Origin of the sequence: Haliscomenobacter sp. (assembly GCF_965225875.1) — a bacterium.
GTDB lineage: Bacteria > Bacteroidota > Bacteroidia > Chitinophagales > Saprospiraceae > Haliscomenobacter.
Genome location: NZ_CBDDBS010000002.1, coordinates 543,927 through 564,304, shown reverse-complemented (window position 1 = coordinate 564,304; position 20,378 = coordinate 543,927). Strand labels below are relative to the sequence as shown.

Genomic DNA, 20,378 nt, shown 5'->3' with positions numbered 1-20,378 from the left:
GATCGAAGCGTGTTTGATGCGCTTGATGTTTTTACAGTTGTCCAGGTGGTGATGCCTGGGAGGTTGTACGAAAAAGTGGGGGGAAAGGTTGCGTCGGGAGAGGAGAAATATTGGTAAAAAGTAGATTTTGCTCACCATTGCTTCAAATAACCAAAAACCTTACCTTTGTTTGTATAGGCACAAAACACGTCACCATGAGTAACGAACAACTGAAATATTCCATCAGCAATTTATTGGACGAAATAGAGGATACTGAGCTTTTGAACAGCATCTATGTCTTGTTGAAACATACCCAGCCAGCGGAGGATATTGTAGGTTATGAAGTGGATGGAAGCGCCATCTCAGAAGAAGAACTGATCGCGTCCATTTTGGAAGATAGGCCGGGGATTGCAGCAGGGCAGGTGATTTCATTTGAGGACATGAAAAAGGAGTTGGGATTGTGATGGATGATGAATTTGAATATGATATCGCATTTTCGATCAGAGCAGGAAAAGATCTAAAAAATATTCGCCGCTATCTTTCCGAAAAAATCTCCGAATCGACGGCGAAAAAGGTGCTGAACCGAATTTTCCTGGCACTTGAAACGCTTAGAAAACACCCTGAGCGGTATCCCCTGGAACCTCTACTCAAGGACTATGGCAATTATCGAGTGATTCAAAAAGGATCGTATAAGGTGTTTTACGAATTCACTGGGCAGGAGATCATCGTGGTGCGGGTCATTCATGCGCGGCGGAATCTGGGTCGGATTTTAGGGAAGTTTAAACCCTAGATTAGAATCCCTTTACAATCACATCTACTTTTCTCCCTATCTTAGCCACAAAGTACCCGGTATGACTGAATTACCCTTTACCCACATTATTCCTGGCATGGCTAGCTCCGAACTGGTGCTGGTGGAGGGTGGGACGCTTATGATGGGCAGTTATGAAAACAAAGAGGAAAAACCTGTCCATAAGGTGACTGTATCCAGCTTTGCCATCGGGAAATACCCCGTGACACAGGAACTGTGGATCGCAGTGGCAGGCGAAAATCCATCCCGCTTTATTAATCCCCTACACCCGGTGGAGCGAGTTTCCTGGGAAGAAACACAAGTTTTTTTTCAAAAAATAAATCAGGATACGCGCCTGCCCGACAGCCATGTCTTTCGACTTCCTACAGAAGCAGAATGGGAATACGCGGCCAGAGGCGGCAATCGATCCGGTGGTTTTCGCTATGCCGGTGGCGACAAACTGGACGAAGTAGGCTGGTACAATGACAACAGCCAAGGAGAAACCAAAACAGTAGGGCTGAAACTGGCCAACGAACTAGGCTTATACGACCTAAGTGGCAATGTTTGGGAATGGTGTGCTGACCACTGGCATGGTAATTATCAAGGTGCACCAAAGGATGGAAGCGCCTGGATAGATAAAGAAAAAGATGCTGCTCGGGTGCTGCACGGCGGTAGCTGGTACGACGCTTCGCAGTATTGCCGCCCCTCTCGTCGCAACCCAGAACTTCCGGCTGATCGCGACATTATTGTGGGGTTTCGAGTGGTGTTTGGTTCCCCTACAGGCAGATGAGCCGCTCAAAGCCCATGTATTCATTCGTGGGACAGCTGTGCGCAAAGCTAAGGCAACCCATGGATTTACCTTTGGGGCCCACCCAAAGGAACAACGCACGATTTCAATCGTGGGAAGCGGAAAAGGAAGTAAGTGAGTGAAGCTTTGGCACAACCACCCCAATATTTTCAAAAAAACGAATTTATCCTTACTTTAGCCCAAAAGGATGACACAGTATCACCTTACTGCCCATTTTTTTACCCTTAAGCCCTTACAATAATGACAAAACTCGACCTGGAACTGGTAAAAAAACTTGGATTAAGCGAACTGAAATCCGTAGAAGAAGTACGTAGAAAAAACGATAGTTACTACCTCAATGCTAAGGGGAAATTGTGTGCAGTGAGTTTTTCAAATAAAGAAGAATCAGCGTTAACCTTGGAGGAGGAAGCGGCGGATTTGGAGCATTTGTACTTGGCGGAAAACCCGGCTTTAACTACGCTGGAATTTGAGGTAGCAATGCCCAAGCTCAAGTTGCTTTACCTAAACAATTGTGAGCTATCTAGCTTGAGCTTTTCTATTGGCTTCCCAGAATTGCAACAAGTTTACCTTCAAAACAACCAGCTCAAAAATCTGGACTGGACTGGCGATTTTCCAGCCCTGCAATTGATCGATGGAAGCGGGAATCAATTGAGTGGATTCAATCTAAATGGAAGTTTTCCTGAATTGGCATATTTGTTCTTTCAGAAAAACCAGCTTCAGCAATTTTATTTTGCTCAGCCCCTTTCCGCATTGGAAACTTTAGACTTGCGGGAAAACCAATTGCAAGCCTTACCCGATAATTTTTTGAGCCTGAGCAGCCTGAAAACCCTATACTTGTATAAAAACCCATTGCCCAGCCTGCCCAAAGAAATCATTTCGAACGACAATAGGGGAAATTCCTGGGAATCATTAAGGGCCTACCTCGTCGAATTGTCCAAAAAAGACAATGTCATCAACGACCGGGCCAAGCTCATCATCGTGGGCAATGGGCGCGTAGGAAAAACTTGTATTTACCGCATCTTGAAAGGCGAGCGATGCGAGCCCGAGCAAAGCTACACGCACGGGATACAAATTGGGCAATTAAACAAAACCCATTTGCCTGAAGTCAAAACCGATCAACTGCAACTCTGCGTTTGGGATTTCGGCGGCCAGGAAATATTTTATGCTACCCATCAATTTTTTCTCAGCAAGGAAGCCATCTATATTCTGGCCTGGACCAACGAAAAAAATGTGGTACCACACCGGGAGCGAGACAAAGCCATTTTGCCAATCGACGAAAAATGGCGTTCGCGTGAATATTGGCTCGAAAGTATTCGCTTGCATGGGGGTGAAAAAAGTCCAATTCTGATGGTGCAAACCCATAGCGATTGTGCCGATAACAAACTACTGATTGACCCAAGCTACGCCCAAGCACCCTACCATGCCCAATACATTGATTTTAGTGCCACCAAAGGTTATGGCTTAAATGAACTGCGGGATTTTATTCTGGACAAATTGCAAACCGAAATTCCGTTTTTTGGTCAATTGTTTCCTAGGTCTTATCAATCGCTCATTGAAACCATCGAAAGCGACCTGGAAACAACCAGTATTACCCTGGCCAGATTTGATTCCCTATGTCAGGGCGCAAGAATCAGTCCCGGTGGCGAAAAAGCAGCCCTGGAGTACCTGAACAAAACCGGAACAGTGGTTTATTTTAATAAGCCACTGCTGAACAATACCATTTTTACGAACCCGAATTGGCTGACCAAACAGGTTTATCTGCTGATCAACAATAAACTCAAACCACGCGAAGGACGAATTGATCTTGCCTATTTTCAGGAAGTGCTGCCCGATTTTAGTACAGCGGAAAGAGAAAGGTTTATTGCATTGCTGAAAAACTTTGAGCTCATTTTTGAAGAAAAAGTGCAGGAATACATTGCTCCCCAGTATTTGCCCAATACCTTGTCTGGAATGGCTAAATCCTTGTACAATTCAACTTTCAATAGTTTAAAATTGGCTTTCTCCTTTCGTTTTACCCGCTTTATGCCCGACAATGTGATGGTTAATTTTTTGAGTCGCTACGGGTCTTATTCCAATAAAGGATATTGGAAAAACGGCATTCTTTTTTCCAAAGATGGCCAGTCTTGTATCGTTGAATATGTAGAATCGGAGGACACGCTCGGGGTGTATACCGCCAAATACGCCGACAATGAAGCTTTACAACACGAAATCTGTCAGGCTTTTCTTGATCTAAGCAAAGGCAGCAGTGCCGAGCTATCCCTGGATGGACAAACTTATGTTTCCTGGCAACAGTTGCTGCAATACCAGGAGGCCTATTTGCAGAACCCGGAACAGCAGTTTTTGGCCAAGGATGGCAAAAGTTTATTGTGGGTAAAAGATTTTGCCCATTTTTTGGGTTTGGAATCTTCCCTCAGAAAAGGTGGAATAGCAAAAGTCGGAAAAACGCCTGGCAGCCTGGGCATTGAAAAAGAATTGGCTGGATTGACCGAAAATTTGGAATTGCTGATCGAAAAGAAGAATGTGCTGGAAAAAGCGTCAATTTTGGCGTATGATGAAGAGAAAAAATTTGCATTAAAGATACAGTTGGGGCAGTTGGAAAAGGACATTTCAGATTCGCGTCAGAAGATACTCAATCTGCAAAGGGATACCACAGCATTTTTGGGAAAAGAAGCACAGCCATTTCATTTTCCAGACCTATTACAAGTTGCGGATCGCCTCAATGAAGACATCAAACGTCTGGAGCAAAAACTGGAACAAGGTTTCGGCGCAGTCCTGAACCAGCTCAGTGCCCAGGATCAACAACTCATCAAGATCATTGACACATCGGAAGCCCATCAAAAGGAATTGGTCCAAATGTTTGCTCAGGCTGATCAGGCCGATGCTTCCGAAGCCCAAATGCAGGATGTCATCCAACAAATCAATACGCTGGTCGCCGAGCATTTCGCCGAGTTGCCCGATGCCATTACCCAACGCTGGAAAGCCCTCAATGCCAAGGCCGCAGATTACACAGATGTGAAAGGGAAATTTAAACTCAAAATTCCGATCATACTGGGCTTGTTGGACTACGAAAAAGAATTGAGTTGGGACTTGCGCAATGTGACCAAACAGATCTGGAACGACCTGAAAGCCGGGAAAATATTCTTCAAATAAGTAGACGTTAAGTACAAAACCATGCACGGAAGCAACAAAGAACTGGAGGGCCTCCAAGCCAATCTCGAACTTTTGATCGATAAGAAAAATCGTCTGGCTCAGGCCTTGATTATCGCCTATGATGAAGAAAAGAAATTTGCTTTGCAGCGCCAAGTGCAGGAACTGGAAGCTGACATCCAGAAAACCTGCACTCAAATAAGTGCTCTGGAACAAAGAAAACCAGACCATTTGAGCTCTGGCACGACCACGCCCCATGTTTCCAGCGGCAAAAAAATCTTCTTTTCCTACTCCCAGCACGATCGTCCGTACCTGGATCAATTGCTGCGCCATATGGCCAGTTTGCGCCGTTTGGACAAGGTGGCACCCTGGACCGACAGCGATATCCTGCCCGGAGAAGAATGGGACGACACAATCAAAACCACTTTAGCCCAGGCCGATATCATCCTGCTGCTGGTCAGTTCCGATTTTTTGGCCACCGATTACATCTGGAAAGTGGAAATCACCACCGCGATGGAGCGCCACGCAAAGGGTGAAGCCCGAGTGATCCCCATTTTCATCCGCCCTTGTGATTGGAATGGCATGCCCTTTGGCAAATTGAATGGATTGCCCTCCAAGGCCAAACCAGTGAGCTCCTATGCAGATAAAGATCAAGCTTGGGTAGAGGTTGTGGAAGGTATAAAAAGGGTGTTGTAATGGATGATCCAACGATTCTTGAGATCAAAATTACTGAGGATGTCTCCTTTCGCCTTATTTTGGTGGAAGGGGGCTCATTCAATATGGGTAGTGAAGGCGATGAAAGGGAACAGCCGATTCACTTCGTTTCCCTCCCTTCCTTTTACATTGCTGAACATCCGGTCATTCAAATCTTATGGCTAACCGTAATGGGCAGAGAAAACCCTTCCCATTTTCCAAGCCTCCAACGCCCCGTTGAAAGAGTAAGTTGGTACGCTTCTGCTGCCTTTTGTAATCAATTGAGTTTGCACTGTGATTACGCACCAGTGTACTTTAGCGATCCAGCCTTTCAAAAACCCTTAAATTTTGAAGACGCTCAAAAAATAGAATACCCCAACACCCTTTCCATTTTTTTCAATCCAGTAGTAGAGGGCTTCCGCTTGCCAACTGAAGCCGAATGGGAATACGCTGCTCGGGGGGGCAATAAATCTGGTGACTTTCGCTACGCGGGCGGCGACAAACTGGATGAGCTGGGTTGGTACGATGACAATAGCCACCGCCAAACCAAAGCCGTAGGGCTCAAACTGGCCAACGAACTGGGGCTATATGACCTGAGTGGTAATGTATGGGAATGGTGTGTTGATCAGTGGCATGAAAATTACCATGGTGCACCAAAGGATGGTTCCGCTTGGTTAGACTTAGAGGAGGGTACTTTTGGGGTGCTGCGTGGCGGTTGCTGGGACTACGACCCGTCGGATTGCCGCCCTTCTGCTCGCGGCTACTCACACCTTGCTTTTCGCCGTGACCATGTCGGTTTTCGAGTGGTGCTGGGTTCTTCCTCCAGGCAACTGAGCCGCTCAAAGCCCATTGATTCATCGGTGGGAGGCCAGTGATCAAACCCCTAGGCAACCCATGGATTTATCCGTGGGAGCCACCAAAAGAAACAACCCATGAATTTATTCGTGGGGAAGCTAGGGCGAGCCGACAGATGCTGAGAAGTCGATGCAGGAATACCCCCTGTCCACCCCCCGACAAAAAAATCCAACACTCCATTCCCTTTTTACATCTAATTCCCTTATATTTATCCCCACAATCATACCTCTTTTCCAGCCCGGTAGTTTTTTGATCATTCAACAAACTACCATTTCATGAAAACACAAAATTTACACCAAAAAATCAGCCACAGGTTTATTGCAATTGTTGTCCTTTTTAGCCTCCCTTTTAGTCTTCAAGCCTTTTCAACTTTTGCTGTGGCGGACTCCACCAAGCCGGAAATTGTCATTCCAAATCGGTTGTTCAAGTTGGCGGCGCAAAGCAATGTGTGTGGACTGGACATGCGATTCACGCCCGATGCCTTGCAACAAAACTTCGGCGTGGAACTCAAAACACCTTGCGGCTATTTGTCCAGCAAGGTGCAATTGGCTTCCTGGGGGCGCTGGGTAAAAGGCGTTTTGGTACAAAGCGAAGGCTGGGCCATCCTTTCTGAAAACGAAGCTCAATTTGAAATCCGTAACGTTGGCCGTTTTCGCCTGGTGATTAACCTGCTGGATCGCTGCCGCCAAAGAACCCAGGACACCCTTTACTTTGAGATTGAGGATCTCAGCAAGCCGACCATGCTTTGTGCCTCAGCGCTGAACCTTTCCCTGCCGGGCAGCTCCGGGTTGCGCAGCGATGTAGTCACCCTTGACCACGAGTTTTTCAACAAAGGCAGCAAAGACAATTGCCGCATCAGCCAGTATAGGGTACGGCGCGCCTTTTACCCGGCCGTAATTCCCACCATGATCGGAGCCGGTTATGATACCAATGGGGATGGAAAGCTGGATCAACAGGACGGATTCGACCTCAACAAGGATGGCGACATTACAGATCTGGGAGAATACATCGAACGCCGGGGAGCGCGCTATTGGACACCCTTACAAAGCCAGGTGGAATTTTTTCCCGTAGATACCCTGACCAGTGTCACCGTAGAATTGTGGGGAATCGATGGGGTAGGGGCCTTTAATACCTGCAAAACGGAGGTCAGTGTTTCCTCCTCCAGTAGCGCCGATCGGCCTAATCCACCCATTATTAAACTCCCGGGAGAGCCACCTTTATCCAGAGGCAAGGACATTTTACACCCCAATTTGCCCAACCCAGTAGACAAAGAGGCCCTCATCTACTACGACCTGCAACAATCCGGCAATGTGGAATTCAATGTATACGACCAGCAAGGTCGCCGGGTGCTGATCCGGCAATTGAATGGTACTACCGGGCGCAATGAAATTTTACTCCAACGCAGTGAATTGGGCCATTCGAAAGGCTTTTTCCTTTATACTTTGCGCACGCCAACTGCCGTGCTGGTGCAGAAGATGTTGGTGCTTTAAAAGCGAAAAGTGAAAAGTGAAAAGTAAATATACCATTTGGATATAACCGTTTGGTCTATTTTTTTCACTTTTCACTTTTCACTTTTCACTTTTCACTTTTCACTTTTCACTTACTCACTCTTCCTCACCGTCACTTCTCCCTTCAATCCTTCAATATTCACCCGAATCTCATTATACCCCGCTGCCGAAAAGAAAGGCAAAAGGTCGAAATAATAAGTTCGGGAAACCAGCGCTTCACAATCGTCCGATTTGCGGTAGTGCAACTTCAAGCTGGCCAGTGGAGGTAAACTTTTAGACAGGCCACCATTCCAGACCAACTCAGGCTCCTGTTCTACACAACCGCCGCTGTAGGTAACTTCCAGCACCAGGCAGTTTTCGATTTGGTAAGCCTCTTTGATGGTGAAATCACTTTCCTTATTCGCACTGTTGAACAGGCCGATGTCTTTCAAAACCGGGCGACACTGGTCTTCCAGTTTGGCGAAAATCAACTCTTGTCGACTGTTGGCATCGTTGACGAAGGTCATGTTGCTGCCTTCGATGCGGTAATCGCTGGCAGTACGAACACCTTCCATAAACCAGGTTGAAAATGGATTGTCGGCTACCCGGGTAGTCATATTGACTTCCATGCCGATTTTTTTGTCCTCTTTGGTGGTGTAGTTGCCCGCTAGGATGTTGCGTGAGCTATGCCCCCGCATCTTGCCTCCCTTCATGAGGGTGATCCAGGCAGGGCCGCGACTTTTATCGCCGTCCAAAACCAGGCCTATGTCAAGTGGCCCATTGACCAGCAGCCAGGTACCTTCCAGTTTGGGATCTACATCAACCAAAGCATCGGTGTTCTTCAGTACCAGTTCATTCTGCTCACAGCTCCAGCCCAGGAGCATAGCCAGTGCAAAAGAGAGGATATGGAATTTACGCATCATGGTATTGTCTTTTTTTAGGTAGACGGGATTTCCGGGAATTCGGTTGGGAATTTTCTGGAAAAGATTTTATCCCAGCCATGCCAATTAAATATCTACAAATTTTATAGTTTTACCCACTTTCTCTCCGAAATTCCCACTACAAAGCTAAAAAAACGGGCAATTTTACATTCCAAAAACACCTAAATTGTTGACTACTATGCCGAAAGCTACACTACAAGAAAAGTTACGTTACCGTTTTGAAAATTCACTGTCGGCTGGCCCCATTGCCATCATAGGTTGGCTGGCTCTGGTTTCCTTTGTCATTGTGGTTATTGCAGCTGCGGTGCTGCATTTCACAGGGATAGGCCCAGCACCAGATGAAAAACTGGGTTTCGCCGAAGCAGCCTGGCAGAGTTTGATGCGTGCACTCGACTCTGGTGCCGTAGGTGGCGACTCAGGCTGGATTTTCCGCGGTATTATGCTGGTGGTAACCATTGGCGGTATTTTTATTCTATCTACCCTGATCGGTTCGATTTCCAGTGGCATCGACCAAAGCATTGAGGACTTGCGCAAGGGCAAATCGATGGTTTTGGAGTCCAACCACACCTTAATTTTGGGGTATTCTTCCAAAATTTATTCCATCATCTCCGACCTGTGCATCGCCAATGAAAACCAGAAGAACCCCCGGATTGTGATTTTGGCCAATCAGGACAAGGTAGAGATGGAGGACGACATTCGCGCCAAAATCCCGGATACCAAAAACACAAAAATCATCGTGCGCAGTGGCAGTCCTCTGGAAGCATCCGATATTCAGGTAGTAAACCCCACTGAGGCCAGGTCCATCATCATCCTGAGCCCGGAGGACATTGACAACCCGGATGTACACGTGATCAAAGCGGTACTTTCACTAACCAATAGCAAACAGCGCAAGCAAGGCAAATACCACATTGTCGCGGAGATCAAAGACCCGCATAACCTGGAAGCGGCTAAACTGGTTGGAGGAGACGAGGCAGTTTATGTACTGACTGCCGACTTGATTTCCCGCCTTACCGCCCAAACTTGCCGTCAGTCGGGCTTGAGTATTGTCTACACCGAGTTGTTGCAATTTGAAGGGGATGAAATTTACTTCAGTGAAGAAAAACAGCTTTGGGGTAAAAGTTACAAAGACTGCCTTTTCGCTTTTGAAGAGTCCAGCATCATTGGGGTGTTTACAGCTCAGGGACAAGCATTGCTCAATCCCAAAATGGACTACGTGTTGCAGAATGGCGACAAATTGATCGCCATTTCCAAAGACGACGATACCATCAAACTCAGCGGCCTGAACTTGACTGCACCTGATGAAACCCTACTGACCAAAGGTGCCGGTAGCAGTGCCGGTGTAGAAAGTACGCTGATTCTAGGCTGGAACCCCAAGGCCATTCGCATTATCGAAGAATTGGACAATTATGTGTTGCCGGATTCAAAAGTTCGGATTTTGGCCGAGGTGGAAGGGATCGAAGAAGATGTTGAATTTTTAAAAGACAGGCTCAAAAATATCAAAATAGAACTGACCCAGGGAGACATCAACGATCGCAGCACCCTGGAATCTCTGGAAGTGGAAAGTTTTGACCACATCATCTTGCTGAGTTACATCCAAAACATCGAAACCCAGGAATCGGACGCCAAAACCTTGATTTGTTTGCTCCACTTGCGCGACCTCGCGGAAAAAGCAGGCAAGGACTTCTCCATTGTGTCAGAAATGCTGGACATCCGCAACCGCGAATTGGCGGAGGTTTCCAAAGCTGATGATTTCATCCTGAGTGACAAATTGTTGAGCCTGGTACTGACTCAATTGTCTGAAAATAAGGAGCTCAAAAAAGTATACGACATCTTGTTTGAAGCGGAAGGCTCAGAGGTGTACCTCAAAGAGGCGAGCCAATTTGTAAAAACGGGCCTTGAACTGGACTTCTACACGGTTCTGGAGAGCGCTGCCCGACAAGGGCAAACGGCTATCGGCTACCGAATAATGCGCTATTCCCAGGATGAAAGCAAAATGTACGGCGTGAATATCAACCCAAAGAAATCGGAAAAAATTCGATTTGAAGAAGGGGATAAGATCATCGTGCTGGGGGAGGTGTAATCAATAAGCATAAGCCATCCCAAATTTTAGTGTTCTAACGGGCTACAACTTAGTATTGGTTGTCCAACACCTTAGGTGAATCTATGGTTTCTAAAATTTCTTAGGTGGTGAAAAAGGAAAAACCTGCGGAGCAGGTGATTCTTTCACCACCTAAGAAACCTAAGACACTCAAGAAATCACTTAAGCAGCAAAGCAGTTAATCCCTTCCGTATTTGCCCTTACCTTTTGGCGGACAAGAAGACCCCCGTGATCTTTCATATCGATCCCGGTCCCGATAATCCACATAACCTCTATCGCGGTCTCTGGAAGAAGTTGACCTACCATAACGGTCATCATCATGGTGGTGGTGGCATTTGTCGCAAGAGCAGTAACGGTCGTTGTCCCGGTGCTCATATCTTCTGCGATCATCTCCCCGGGAGCCATAATAACCTCCTCCCCGACGATCATCATCCCGTGAGCCATAGCCCCCGCGGCGATCATCATCACAATCGGAGCCCCGGCGGTCTCGGTCATCGCGATCGTTTCGATAGGGATCATTGCGGCCATATCTGCTGTCGTAATTCGGTGGAGGGGTGCGGTAGTCTACTCGCGGTTGGTCATAGCGGCGGTTTGCGCTGTTGATGCTTGGTGTAGTTGTAGTTGGTTGCGAACTGGAAAAGCCAGGCGTAGAGCCTATTACTCTTACTGTTTGTGCCGAGGTAGCTGCGGCAAACATTCCAAGGAATGCTACAGTCGTGGTGATTACTAAAAATCCTTTCATGTTGCATGTTTTTGTTGCTGCAATGAACAAGGATTTTTACAAAGATCACTTATCCCGAAAAGACTTTAGTAGGAGTTTAACTGCTGTTAAAAACGTTTTTAAGATTTTGTTAATCAATGCAATAATCTGCACGTTTTTTTAACGATGCCACAACTTTAATCGGCCCAATAAGCGCAACAATTTAACGTTGAGGGTCAGACCTGCATTAAAGAAATGTCCATTGATTTCGATCCAATCCTCCTTGCGACGCAGGTCGATCAGGTTTGAAAAGAGGACAATTTGAGATTTTTGAAAAGGTGCCTTCCAGTACATCCCCCGGGCCGTAATGGCAAAACCCTCCTTGCCATTGCCCAATAAACTTTGATCAGCCACCAGCAGGATTTTTTCGTCGCGGGGCGGGAAGAGGAAAGCCTGGCTAGCGTTTTTCAACTTGTGAATGGGCATTTGTAACAAATCGGTATAAATTTTTTCAGGCTCGCGTTCGAACTGCAAAAAATCTTTGACCACCTGGAACAGGTTGATTTCACTCATCGGTACGTTTTGGTACTTAAGAATGGCTTCAGGAAGCTCTACCTCATTCAGGTCTTTGCAATAACGAATGATGTAAAAATCGAGCAGTTCCTCAAATAAATCTTCCACAAACCAGTTGAGTTGCGTCGTTTCCAACATGCCCAGAGCTTGTTGGTTGCGCAATCGATCTGCTGCTTGGGTAAAGCGTCGGGCGATCACATCACGAAACCCGGAAGGGTACATCCGTTCGGAGTAGGCCGTATATTGTTCAGGACGATGTTCCCGTTCGATGCGGTCTTTAAGGGCCAGAAAGAATTTTTCGGAAAGTTGGGGTTCAATTTCCAAATCTAGGTCAATACTGGGGACAGTGCTGCGTTGACTGGCAGTCCAATCGGGCTGGGGCGCTCCACAGTTGGAACAGAACCGGGCGTCGTCCGACAAAACCATTTGGCAGCGAATACACTTCTTCATAGTAAGTTTGCACCGCAGTGTAATTAAACACTGCATTTTAATCGTCGAAAATAAACAAAGGTATTCATCAAAACAATCCAGCTTGCTTGCTGTTTGCTACTTTGCTTCAATAAAAATGAAAATATTGGCAAAAAAACCTAAAAAAGCAGACCTTCCTCAAAAAATCTGCCCAGTTTGTAAGCGTCCGTTCAGCTGGCGGAAGAAATGGGAGAAGGTTTGGGAGGAAGTAAAGTATTGCAGTGAGCGATGCCGGAGGGCGATTTAGTGATCAGCTTTGAGTGATCAGCAATCAGCTTTTTGGGATCGCCTTTGGGCTTAAGGTCTTTGTATCCAAAATTGTACAAGATGTCTGAACAAGAACAACCACACAACGAATACGCTTATCTGGCGTTCCACCCCAAAAACATCATTTTGGTGCTTTTGCTGATGGGTTTGAGTACCATTTTTATTGCTTTGTCGCTGGCCTACGTGTACAATCGGGTGAACCAACACCTGCCACCATTGCGCTTGCCCATCCTCTTTTTGTTCAATACGCTTATTTTGTTGGGGAGTAGCACCACGATGGTCTGGGCCAAAAAATCTTACTTGGCCGATCATACCGAAAATTACCAGAGGGCCCTGTGGTTTACCTTGGGCTTGTCTTTGTTGTTCATGGTGGCCCAGGCTCTTGCCTGGTACATGTTGTTCAGCGACGGGGTTTTGATGAGTTCGGACAATTCAGCGGGGTATTTGTACGTCATTTCCGGCCTGCACTTTGCACACGTTATTGCTGGATTGCCGTTTTTGGGCTATTTCATCTACCAGGCGCGGTACCACATGAAGGAACCAGTCAGTGTACTGGTGTATTTTTCTGACCCAGAAAAGCGCCTGAATCTACGCCTACTAGGGATTTACTGGCACTTTTTGGACGTTTTGTGGATTTACCTGATCATCTTTTTTTACATCAATTATTTTATTCGTTAACGGCGCAGGACAATCTTTTCTTTCAAATTAAACCTTTGACCACGGTTCAAAAAGTAAAATGGTCGATTGGCAACCTGAGCCGATCCATTAGCCTGGTTTGCATTGCCCAGGATATTTTTGGCGTCATAAATGGCTACAAAAGAATTGCCAATTACTTCGAAGGTATCTTTTTGCACCACGATGGCGGTACTCTCATCGATGCCGATGCCCAACAATTCGGGCTTTTGGCGAATCACTTCCACCAAATCAAATTGGCGATTGCGCACCAGTAGATGCTGATCAATGGTCACGTTCTGGATAAAACCAAGCCCTTCGGTGTGGTCTCCGATCATCAGGGTATTGCCTTTGGTATCCCCACGAACCATGAAGGAGCCCTGGATAGTTGCACCTGCCGAAGTACCGGCAATGACTCCACCACGTTCGAGCAGGGCTTTAAATTCGCGGTGAGCCAGGGTGTTGAGGTAAGAGTCGGCCAGCCGCCAATGCCGCCCACCCGTAAACCAAATCCCGGTGGCCTTGCGCAAAGGTGCTACAAAATTGGGATCATCGGCTTGTTTGCGGTCGCGGGTATGTAGCACAGTGACATTTTTTACACCCAAATGTTGTAGCAATTCTTTTTCAGCGGAAGTTCCGCCACTAATGTTGACGTCTTCGTTGGCGGTAGGAATGACCACGATACTGGCGCTTTCACCACCCGCCAACTCGATGAACCGCGCCCAAATGTCGGCACCTACACTACCTCCGCCCACAATCATTAGTGAGCCCCGCGCTGGACCAAAACGGGGACTATTGTCTTGAGCATGGCCAATGGTGAAAAATCCCAGTAAAATGAGCCAAAATGAAAGCGATTTTTGAATCAGGTTCATGTGTTGATGATTTTGAAAGTCTGATACCTATTTATACACCTTGCGCTTTTTTTTTACCTGCAGCCAGGTGCCCCACATCTTGTTGTAGGCATGTACATACTCGGTGGGATGGCCTTCCAGGTTGACCAATGCCTGTTTGCGGTTGACCCACTCAAAAATGCCGCCGTACAAATTCGCCGCATGGGGGTAGCCTGCAGCCAGGAGCTTTTCAGCAATCTTTTCGCTGCGGTAACCTACCGAACAATATACAACGATTGGGCTATTTTTGTCTATTCGCTCCAGTCTGGATAGCTCAAAGTCTTTATACCCTACCCAGATGGCGCCTTTGACGTGGCTTACCGCATACTCATTCCATTCCCGGGCATCGATGAAAATGGGATAAGCCGCCAGGTTTTTGGCCACCGTTTCTACACTCAATTCTGGTACGGAGTGTTTCAATAATTTGCTGAGGACAAACTGATAGGAACGGCTTTGCACCTGGGCATTCATGCCCGTGAACAAACCCAGAAACATAATAAAAGCGAACCAGACTTTAGCCTGGAGTCGGGTGAAATTGGGTAAAATGTTGCGCATTGGCGAGACTTTACTGCAAAATACTGCTTTTCTGGGTTTTAGACTGGTCATTGTTTTGAATAGAGACAGACTACTAGACATCTTGCTCGGAGGACATCAATTGCCACGTGCTTTAGCGCGTGGATCGGGCTTCCCCCTTTGATTGGGCTTTAGCCATAGCCTTAACTTTTAAGTGTGGCTAAAGCCCAAATCCGAGGAAGGCGCAAGGTCCCCAGGCTGAAGCCTGGGGCTATTGATGTCCTCCGAGCAAAATGTTGATTAGGGTGGAACAGAGATGTTTATTCCGTCAAAAACTTACGGATATCCCCTGCCAACTTCACCATATCCGGTTCGTGCAGGTACATCATGTGCCCCGCTTCGTAATAGGTTTTGGTGACCCGTTCAGGCACAATTCCATTGCGGGCAAAGGTATATTCTGTATCAAAAAATGGGCAGATCAGGTCGTAATAGCCACTGGCTACGAGCACTTTCATGGCCGTATTGCGCCGCATGGTTTCACCCAGTTGCCGGGCTACGTTGACGGGCATGGGTTCCCAGTATTGGCCGTCGGGCACGGGGCGCCAACGCCATTTTTCACCCACCTCGTCGTTGGAAGTCAGGTAGGGACGATCCATTTCCACTTTTAATGTCGAAGCATAATAGTGATTCAATGCGGCGGTATAAGCCCCACCGATCTGGTAATCGGAAGGGTCGCCCAAATCTGGGCCTTCGGAAACTTTATCCGCTTCATCCCCCATAAACCGCCCGTCGAGACGGCCGATGGCCAGGCCCTGATCCGCCAGCAATTGTTTTTGGAAGCGGTGCATCAAAATGCTGAGGTTCGAGCGCAGGATGTAGTTTTTGTCCAAACCAATGAAATAAGCCATTTTTTCGGCAACGGCGTTTTGCTCCGCTGCGCTCAACAAACTACCTCGGTACAAGGCCGGAGCATAGTTATCATAAGTGAATTTACGGCATTCTTCCACAAAGGCTTCCAGCGTTTTGCCCTGCCCGGCTTTTTTGTGGTACCAGGCGGTAGCTGCCATGCTGGGTAAGTAGGTCAGGTTAGAGGTGATGTTGTCGTGAATGGAGGTGGATCCAGTATAGTCCAAGGCTTGGGAAATGAGCACCAAACCATTAAGATCCATCGTTTGGCCGTCCTTTTCCAGTGCATTGGCGACAGCTGCGGCTCGGGTGGTACCAAAACTTTCTCCAGCGATGTATTTAGGTGAAAACCAACGTTTGTTTTCAGTCACCCAGAGGCGCATGAACTTCGCGATTGAAGCTGCATCCTCTTTCAACCCCCAATAATCTTCATTTTTACCCTTGCCAACTACCCGGCTGTAGCCAGTACCCACGGGGTCGATAAAGACCAGGTCGGTCAAATCCAGCAGCCCCTGCTTGTTGTCAACCAAGGCATAGGGGGCAGCACCATCGTCCTTTTTGGCGTCTGAATCCACCTTGACAATCTGTGGGCCAAACATGCCCATGTGCAGCCAAATTGACGCCGAACCGGGGCCCCCGTTGAACACAAAAGTGACTGGCCTTTTGCTCAAATCCGTGAGGCCTTCCTGAGTATAGGCTACGCTCCAGATGGAGGCTACGGAATCCCCTTTATCGTTCTTCAAATAACTTTCTTTGGCAGTCGCCTTGTAACGGATGATTTTTCCACCAAATACGCCTTGGTGGTTGGTGATGAAGGATTTGGGTGGTGGAACTTTGTTGGAATCGGCTTTTTCCTGGGCACAAAGGGCGGTGGTCAACAAGGTCAAAAAGCAACAATACAGGATTTTCAGGCTGTGGCGCATCATACTAACGGTTTGGTGAAGAAGTGGTAAGGCCTCAATACAAAGTAAATCATTTTTGATCAAACTTTTTTCAGTACACCCACCCGATAACGCACGATTTTGGCAATCAATTCCAGGGGCATGGGTTGATCCAGCGGAAACTGGATCGATCCTTTTCCTTGTTTTACGAACTATTCCACCATCTTTTTTTGGAAAAATTTCGTGTAAAAATAAAAGTGCTGGGCAATGACGAAGCATTCCCAGCACAAAAGGCTTAAAAAACGTTAAATTTTAATCCAGGAATTATTTGGCTTGAGCCTTTGACGCAATCCGCTCGTTGGCGATTCTGCACCATTTTTCGGCCAGCTGGTATTCGATGGTCGGCGTTAAATTGCCTGAATTGACATTGAAGAACTCAAAGCTGGTGTTTCCTTTATTGCTGGTAAAGACCAACTCAAACTTGTCAATCACCTTGCTGCTTTGGTCTTGTCCACCCACCATTCGGCTCGTTTCATTGATCTGGCACTTTTGGACTTCTTCCAACAAGACCCATTGCGCAACTGGAGTACCGCGCAGGTTGCTGACAAAAACAATGGCTTGTTTGGCTTCATCCAGCCCGATAGCGGATTTGAACCAAAGGTCGTGTTGGGAGATAGAGAAATGATTATTGGCAGCGAAGTCCAGAAGGGCCTTCAAGTCTTGTTGTTTTTTCTTTTTGGCAATGTTGCTCAAAACGATAAATGGCACCACACAAAGCAAGGCGATGATGCTCCACAGCAGGATGTTTCCTAAATCCATCTTTAAAAGAATTTGAATGATTGGCATAAATGAACCATGTAGGCATAGCAAGGACTACACGATTTTGAAACCTTAAAAATTGAGAACTACGCGAGTCGCGCAAGATGTAAGAGCAATCACCAAAAACTGTGGAAAGGATAAATAATATCGCAGCTGAAAAAACGCAGCATTAGGTTGCGGGCAAAAAAGCGGTAATGCAAAAATGTGCTTAAAAATACCTGCTCGCTGCTGCGAATAAAGGCGATAAAATCAAAAAAAGGCAGTTTGGAAAAAGAAGGGAAAGCATGCGAAACGCCACTGATTGCGCTTTCAATAGGGTTGCAAGGGCAGAGTAAATTTTTACCGCTAAGGACGCTTTTTTGTCCCGTTTCCGCAACCTGAACTGCCTGTGAAACCACCGTAGGGTCCAATATTCTGCCCGTGTTTGAGCCGACAATACAGCCAAACAGAAGCAGTAAATGGAACAAAGTGGTAATCTTCAAAATTTTCTTCACGGGGCAAAAATATAAAATACTGGATAAATCAGCGTAAAAACCTTCAATTTCAGGAGATCGCCGAAACCGCCAGGATGACTGCCACAAAATGGCTGATGCTGGCTGCCAGTACAAACAAATGCCAAATCAGGTGGTGATAGGTGTACTTTTCCCAGAGGTAAAAAATGACTCCCAGGGAATACAATACCCCACCAACGACAATCAGCATAAGCACATCACTGGGTAAACTAACAAAAAAAGTTTTGCCCGCCGCCAGCAAAATCCAGCCCATCAGCAGGTAGATGATGGTGGACAAATAGTTGAAACGATTGATGAAGAAAATTTTAAACACCATTCCGGCCATGGCCAATCCCCACAGTACGATCAACAGGGTAATGCCTACCTGATTGAACACGAACAACAAAATGAAAGGGGTATAACTGCCTGCGATCAAAAAATAAATGCTGATGTGATCCAGAATCTGGAGCACTTTTTTGACCAGCGGCTCTTGAAACCCGTGGTACAGGGTGGAACAAGTGTATACCATCAAAAAACTGAAGGCATAAATACTGACCCCGAGCGTAGCCACTGAGTTGCCACTTTTGGCAGCCAGCGCAATAAGCAGGGGAATACAGACAATGCTGAATAAAATACCAAACCCGTGGGATACACTATTGGCAATCTCTTGTTTGAGCACTTTGTTTGGGTAGGACGAGGCGTCGGTCGACATGATGATTTTTTGAGTGTGGAAAAGCAAAGTAGCTGGGCAAAAATAAATGTTCATTTTTCCTGAGCCAGAGGATTAGATAAGATACTTAAATTGAACCGTTTACTTATCTAATCCTCTGTCAAAATGAACATTTATTTTTTATCGCCCCAAAGGAACGGAGCAAACGCTGGAGATATTGCTGTCCATCCATTTGTCTACGTTTAAACAGTCCTAAAGTTTTGAAAACACCCGTATTTCTGATAAGTTTGAAAAAAAAAAGTACATGTTATCCCAAACATCAGCTGCTGCAAAAACAACCGACGTATTGATCATTGGGGCGGGCCCTTTTGGCATTTGCCTCGCTGCCCACGTGCAACAACTTGGTCTGGAATACCTTATGGTGGGCAAACCCATGGAGTTTTGGAAAAAAAACATGCCTGAAGGAATGTACCTGCGTTCAGCTTGTGATTGGCATCTGGATGTAAGTGGGGTGTATACCATCGAGCGGTATTTGGAGGAGCAGGGGCTCAAACCCGCTGATGTTGAACCGCTTTCCCTCGATTTTTACCTTGCTTATGTCCAATGGTTTTTGGAGCAAACCCGGCTCAAAAACCTGCCGGAATATGTACAACAACTAAGCCGAGACGAGGGCGGCGATTTTATTGCAAGTCTGGAAGATGGCACCCAAATTCGCGCCAAACAGGTCGCTATGGCCATCGGTTTTAAATATTTCGTAAACCTTCCAGCCGATTTGCTGGCCTTATTGCCGGAGGGGCGGTATGCACACACCTGTGATTTTGTCGACCTCCAGCAAATGCGCGACAAAGCTTGCCTCATTTTGGGCGGCAGGCAAAGTGCCTTTGAGTGGGCAGCTTTGCTGGCTGAGGCGGGAGCCAGGGACATTCACCTGGCCTATCGGCACGATACCCCCGCATTTGTAGAAGCAGACTGGTCCTGGGTCAATAAAATCATCGACGGCATGGCAGATAATCCCGGCTGGTATCGAAACCTGAGTGAAGCAGAGAAAAAAGAAGTAGGCCATCGACTTTGGGCGGAAGGGCGCTTGAAACTGGAGCCCTGGTTGAAAAACCGCATAACCATGGATCATGTTCACCTTTGGCCCAACACCCAGGTAGCGTCCAGCGCAATTTTGCCGGATGGTACACTGGATCTGCAGTTGGACTCGGGCAAACAAATCCAGGTGGATCAAATCATTCTGGCAACGGGCTACAAAGCGGCCATCGAAAATGTTCCCTTCTTAAAAACAGGCAATCTCCTGTCTCAATTGGAGGTAGAGAATGGTTTTCCAAGGTTGGATGAAACTTTTCAAAGCAATATCCCCGGGTTGTTCATCACCAGTTTGCCTGCCGGGCAGGATTTTGGTCCCTTTTTTGGATTTACGGTGGCGGTAAGACTGTCGGCGAAATTGATTGGAGAGGGCTTGCGGATGGCTTATTCGATGTGAATGGCCAAAAGTTGGTTTAGCACCATTAAAAAGTTAAAGCCAGGCTCCAAGGATTAGTTTGAAGCTGGCCCTAACAATAGCGTATTTGTAGTTACTTTATTTTTGTCCCCAGTAAGGACAAATCAACAATATTTTACATCAAGGCAGCGCAATAAAGGGGGCTTAAAAGTTCCGAGAGAACCCGGCTTTTCAGCAAGGTTTTCTCGGACTCAACAAATAATCAGCGTTCTAGTAAATTCCTGAAATT

19 protein-coding genes are annotated in these 20,378 nt (G+C 46.7%); 11 read left to right on the top strand and 8 right to left on the bottom strand.

Translation table 11 applies throughout. The features are described 5' to 3' along the window. The first annotated feature begins 194 nt into the window (after positions 1 to 194). The 7 genes from ACO08K_RS05180 (at position 195) to ACO08K_RS05150 (ending at position 7,759) form a co-directional block, all read left to right on the top strand. Complete coding sequence (locus ACO08K_RS05180; RefSeq protein WP_421795335.1) at positions 195 to 443, top strand: hypothetical protein; 249 nt, start codon at positions 195 to 197, stop codon at positions 441 to 443. Next, positions 443 to 769: a type II toxin-antitoxin system RelE/ParE family toxin gene (locus ACO08K_RS05175; RefSeq protein WP_421795334.1), complete on the top strand. Its 327-nt coding sequence runs from the start codon at positions 443 to 445 to the stop codon at positions 767 to 769. The genes ACO08K_RS05180 and ACO08K_RS05175 overlap by 1 nt, the downstream gene beginning before the upstream one ends. A gap of 61 nt (positions 770 to 830) precedes the next feature. After that, positions 831 to 1,556, top strand: a complete 726-nt coding sequence (locus tag ACO08K_RS05170; protein WP_421795333.1) for a formylglycine-generating enzyme family protein — start codon at positions 831 to 833, stop codon at positions 1,554 to 1,556. A 258-nt stretch (positions 1,557 to 1,814) separates the two neighbouring features. Next, positions 1,815 to 4,724: a COR domain-containing protein gene (locus tag ACO08K_RS05165; protein ID WP_421795332.1), complete on the top strand. Its 2,910-nt coding sequence runs from the start codon at positions 1,815 to 1,817 to the stop codon at positions 4,722 to 4,724. Between the two features lie 21 nt (positions 4,725 to 4,745). Continuing rightward, positions 4,746 to 5,417, top strand: a complete 672-nt coding sequence (locus ACO08K_RS05160) for a toll/interleukin-1 receptor domain-containing protein (protein ID WP_421795331.1) — start codon at positions 4,746 to 4,748, stop codon at positions 5,415 to 5,417. Then, entirely contained in the window at positions 5,417 to 6,289 is an 873-nt protein-coding gene (locus ACO08K_RS05155; protein ID WP_421795330.1) for a formylglycine-generating enzyme family protein, read from the top strand. The genes ACO08K_RS05160 and ACO08K_RS05155 overlap by 1 nt, the downstream gene beginning before the upstream one ends. Before the next feature lie 255 nt (positions 6,290 to 6,544). After that, a complete protein-coding gene (locus tag ACO08K_RS05150; RefSeq protein ID WP_421795329.1) occupies positions 6,545 to 7,759 on the top strand; it encodes a T9SS type A sorting domain-containing protein in 1,215 nt (404 codons plus the stop codon). 110 nt (positions 7,760 to 7,869) lie between these two features. Here the strand turns inward: ACO08K_RS05150 and ACO08K_RS05145 are convergent, their stop codons facing one another. Further along, positions 7,870 to 8,679 (bottom strand): hypothetical protein, encoded by an 810-nt coding sequence (locus tag ACO08K_RS05145; RefSeq protein WP_421795328.1) that lies wholly within the window; start codon positions 8,677 to 8,679, stop codon positions 7,870 to 7,872. Positions 8,680 to 8,875: 196 nt separating this feature from the next. Between ACO08K_RS05145 and ACO08K_RS05140 the strand changes: the two genes are divergently transcribed. After that, the gene (locus ACO08K_RS05140; RefSeq protein WP_421795327.1) at positions 8,876 to 10,777 is read left to right on the top strand and encodes a CASTOR/POLLUX-related putative ion channel; all 1,902 of its coding nucleotides are present in this window, start codon (positions 8,876 to 8,878) and stop codon (positions 10,775 to 10,777) included. Between the two features lie 196 nt (positions 10,778 to 10,973). Here ACO08K_RS05140 and ACO08K_RS05135 read toward each other — a convergent pair whose 3' ends face one another. Both ACO08K_RS05135 and ACO08K_RS05130 read right to left on the bottom strand, forming a co-directional pair. After that, on the bottom strand, positions 10,974 to 11,537 hold the full coding sequence (locus tag ACO08K_RS05135; protein ID WP_421795326.1) for a hypothetical protein: 564 nt from the start codon (positions 11,535 to 11,537) through the stop codon (positions 10,974 to 10,976). 138 nt (positions 11,538 to 11,675) lie between these two features. After that, a complete protein-coding gene (locus tag ACO08K_RS05130) occupies positions 11,676 to 12,518 on the bottom strand; it encodes a zinc-ribbon domain-containing protein (protein ID WP_421795325.1) in 843 nt (280 codons plus the stop codon). A 115-nt stretch (positions 12,519 to 12,633) separates the two neighbouring features. On the opposite strand from ACO08K_RS05130, the gene ACO08K_RS05125 reads away from it, so the two are divergent. Continuing rightward, a complete protein-coding gene (locus ACO08K_RS05125) occupies positions 12,634 to 12,783 on the top strand; it encodes a DUF2256 domain-containing protein (protein WP_421798290.1) in 150 nt (49 codons plus the stop codon). Positions 12,784 to 12,863: 80 nt separating this feature from the next. After that, positions 12,864 to 13,481, top strand: coding sequence for a cytochrome c oxidase subunit 3 (locus ACO08K_RS05120; RefSeq protein WP_421795324.1), 618 nt, complete (start codon positions 12,864 to 12,866; stop codon positions 13,479 to 13,481). Here the strand turns inward: ACO08K_RS05120 and ACO08K_RS05115 are convergent. The 5 genes from ACO08K_RS05115 to trhA form a co-directional block, all read right to left on the bottom strand. Continuing rightward, a complete protein-coding gene (locus ACO08K_RS05115) occupies positions 13,478 to 14,347 on the bottom strand; it encodes a cyanophycinase (RefSeq protein ID WP_421795323.1) in 870 nt (289 codons plus the stop codon). The two genes, ACO08K_RS05120 and ACO08K_RS05115, sit on opposite strands and share 4 nt — an antisense overlap. A 27-nt stretch (positions 14,348 to 14,374) precedes the next feature. Continuing rightward, entirely contained in the window at positions 14,375 to 14,920 is a 546-nt protein-coding gene (locus tag ACO08K_RS05110) for a rhodanese-like domain-containing protein (protein WP_421795322.1), read from the bottom strand. A 278-nt stretch (positions 14,921 to 15,198) separates the two neighbouring features. After that, positions 15,199 to 16,707, bottom strand: coding sequence for a S10 family peptidase (locus ACO08K_RS05105; RefSeq protein ID WP_421798289.1), 1,509 nt, complete (start codon positions 16,705 to 16,707; stop codon positions 15,199 to 15,201). A gap of 282 nt (positions 16,708 to 16,989) precedes the next feature. Then, positions 16,990 to 17,484 (bottom strand): hypothetical protein, encoded by a 495-nt coding sequence (locus tag ACO08K_RS05100; RefSeq protein ID WP_421795321.1) that lies wholly within the window; start codon positions 17,482 to 17,484, stop codon positions 16,990 to 16,992. Between the two features lie 543 nt (positions 17,485 to 18,027). Beyond that, a complete protein-coding gene (gene trhA, locus ACO08K_RS05095; RefSeq protein WP_421795320.1) occupies positions 18,028 to 18,687 on the bottom strand; it encodes a PAQR family membrane homeostasis protein TrhA in 660 nt (219 codons plus the stop codon). Positions 18,688 to 18,949: 262 nt separating this feature from the next. On the opposite strand from trhA, the gene ACO08K_RS05090 reads away from it, so the two are divergent. Continuing rightward, positions 18,950 to 20,131, top strand: a complete 1,182-nt coding sequence (locus ACO08K_RS05090; RefSeq protein ID WP_421795319.1) for an NAD(P)-binding domain-containing protein — start codon at positions 18,950 to 18,952, stop codon at positions 20,129 to 20,131. Positions 20,132 to 20,378 lie beyond the last annotated feature (247 nt).